General features: G+C 38.6%; 2 pseudogenes. Both read left to right on the top strand.

The window, feature by feature from the left end:
* Window positions 1-550 precede the first annotated feature (550 nt).
* Window positions 551-805, top strand: a pseudogene (locus tag ACL9RM_RS26385) (zinc ribbon domain-containing protein); the annotation flags it as partial.
* 1,595 nt (window positions 806-2,400) lie between these two features.
* Window positions 2,401-2,576 (top strand): annotated as a pseudogene (locus ACL9RM_RS26390) ([acyl-carrier-protein] S-malonyltransferase); the annotation flags it as partial.

Consider the following 2,576-nt stretch of genomic DNA (forward strand, 5'->3'; position numbering starts at 1 on the left):
TTAAGCCCTCCAGCGCCGATGGTACTTGGACCGCAGGGTCCTGGGAGAGTAGGACGTCGCCAAGCAAGATAAAAGAGAGCACAGCCTTAATGGGCTGTGCTCTCTTTTATCTTCTCGGAATTAGATATTTAAACAGTTTAAAAATAGGATATGGAAACTAAGAAGGAATAACATAGAAGTAACCTAGTCCTGACGAAGAGTAGGCTTGATGGATGACGTAGTTCTTACATTGAAATAACAAAAACGGAACATGTATTAAAAATGCTTCGGCCATACCCTGCTGGATTAATGAACTCGTATCCCGTTTCTAAAGCTGTAGGGAATGTTCGCCATACAGACGCAAGTTTAATTGAAGAAATTCCTCTTAACTCAAAGTTAACTGTTAGCCTAAAGAGTGCTATTATATGTATGAGCATGGATATGTACTACGTCCATATGAAATAGAAGTAATCATAACAGAATGCTGGATTATTATGCTTGTTCCTGAAGATATGTCTCTGAAAGGTTTTAAGATATTTATTTTATGGGTGCTAACAAGGACAAAGTGAGAAATCAGCTTGCTAAAGCGACGATAAGTGAAGTATCTTGGAGCTTGTTCCGTTCGATGCTTGAGTACAGGGCGAACTGGTAAGGACGTGATCTGATTATTGCACCCAAAGCTAGTAGACAATTATGCTCATGTTGCGGTTACAAAAATGCAGACGTGAAGAATCTTGGCTTGCGTGAATGGACTTGTCCCAGCTGTAATGTACATCATGATCGGGACGTGAACGCTGCCAATAATCTACTGAAACTCGCATTGTAATTGCATCTATTGGGTTAGAGACTAACCTGTAAACTTGGAGTGGCGTGTAGTTCACTAAGTCATTAGATGAACAAATATAATTTTAAAGATAAACTTGAACAAATGAAATGCCGCATATAGTGTAAAGTAACCCGCTGTATTAAGGATTCAGTTCGGTTTCTAAGGATAAAAATTACTTTGCATGTTGCTATTTATGAGCAAATTTATTTGCTCCGACTACGCGGATGAGACACTCGCGCGTACCCGCTTGGGGGCACTTACGGGTGGTGAATAATTCCATTCGTATCTCGCAGGGAGATGATCTCTGCCGTTGCCACTATTATGTTAATAACGTGAATCGGCCTTGATTATTCAAGGCCGATTCTTTAGTTTAGGGGAAATGTTATGTACTTATCTGTTCATGAACTCATAGATTTAGAAGAGCTTCCTTCAGAAGAGCAATTGACGCTACAGACCATCGCACAATTTTATGAGGAACACCTTTGTAACTTAATTTTTCATTATAAAATTCGTCATAAAAAGCGTGCCATCAGGTTGCATTTTAGAACTTTTGATCTTCCTCATGTGGTTCGCTGTAGACCCGGCTGCACAGGGCAAGGGTACGGAAGAAAACGAATTGGATAGAACACACGATTATTCGTGATCAGTTGGGTGCCCCTACGGTGACACTAGCGACAGCGGAGAAGCATCCATATCTGCTATCCATGTACGAGCGTTGGGGATATGAACGTATCTATGCTTTTGATCACAGAACAGGGGATGGGACGATGCATTTACTGCGTAAAGTGGTGAATTCTGAATTATTTGATACCTACATTCGTGAACGGCTAACCATAAATAGACCCGATCACCAAGAAGGGACGAAGCAGATTCGTTCGCCGAAAGGGGTTTGGATAAAGCCACGAACTTTCACGAAAAGGACATCCGCAGCTTCGTGTGGAACGACTGCAACGCATTACAATTTGGTTTGTCAAGCACCAGATATAGCACAAATTCCGTTTCTTACACTTACTACACAGAAATTTTTACAAAAATTCATTAAAAATTACAAACAATGCCTGATTTTTAGACAAAAAAGGGCATGGTTTGTGTGTATAATATATTTATACATTATATCGACATACTTTAATTTACTTTTATGTTTATATTGAAATAAAACCATTCATATATCGCATTTTTTTCTTATTAAAGGAATTTAAAAATATATTGACATTTTTCGAGTCCATATCTATTATATAAATAAAATATTTCTCATTTAATACTTACATCGAAAAACATCCTGTATAACCCCAACAATTTCTCATCACATTCATCTATGATGCTGAATTTTAGGTTCCAAGCCTGAAATTCTAGTATACCTCAAGGTTTTTACACTTCCAAGTCTACTCACACACCTGACTTTTGATCACAATCACACCACGAACGGAACCCTATTACCAATTCACTGCCATATGTCGATTACTGTTTTTTGGCAATCGAGTTCGTTGTTTTTTACTGTATTTTTCTCTACTTCTTAATGTCACCATATATATGTATTCATACATAAAATGTGATTTTTTTGTTTATCCATATTTTTTTGAGGAAAGGGGTTTGATATGAATCGCATGGCTTTGGTTTTTCCTGGGCAAGGCTCTCAGTATGTAGGAATGGGGGCTACGTGGCATAGCGGCTTTGCAGAAGCGGATCGCTTGTTCGAAGAGGCTGCTGATATTTTGGGGTATGATTTGAAAACTTTATGTATGGAAGGACCCATCTCTCAATTATCGAGAAC

It is taken from the genome of Paenibacillus sp. S29, from assembly GCF_049319765.1.
Taxonomy (GTDB): Bacteria; Bacillota; Bacilli; order Paenibacillales; family Paenibacillaceae; genus Paenibacillus; species Paenibacillus polymyxa_B.